The sequence below is a fragment of the Streptomyces viridosporus genome, from assembly GCF_002078235.1.
Lineage (GTDB): Bacteria > Actinomycetota > Actinomycetes > Streptomycetales > Streptomycetaceae > Streptomyces > Streptomyces viridosporus.
In genome coordinates, this window is the sequence record NZ_MSGP01000761.1 from 1 (window position 1) to 272 (window position 272).

Genomic DNA, 272 nt, shown 5'->3' on the forward strand with positions numbered 1-272 from the left:
GTCTTCGACATCCACGGCGGCCCCACCTGGCACGACAGCGACTCCTTCGCGGCGGGCCCGGCGGCCTGGGTCGACCACGGCTACGCGGTGGTCCGCGTCAACTACCGCGGTTCCACCGGCTACGGCCGTGCCTGGACCGACGCCCTGAAGCACCGGGTGGGCCTGATCGAGCTGGAGGACATCGCGGCGGTCCGCGCGTGGGCGGTCGCATCGGGCCTGGCGGACCCCGACCGGCTGATCCTCACCGGCGGCTCCTGGGGCGGCTACCTCAC

Annotated in this window: 1 protein-coding gene; it reads left to right on the forward strand. The window is 73.9% G+C overall.

Going from position 1 to position 272, the window contains the following annotated elements:
• Positions 1-272 (forward strand): prolyl oligopeptidase family serine peptidase (locus B7L92_RS43225; protein ID WP_255311334.1); only part of this gene is annotated, 272 nt, incomplete at both ends.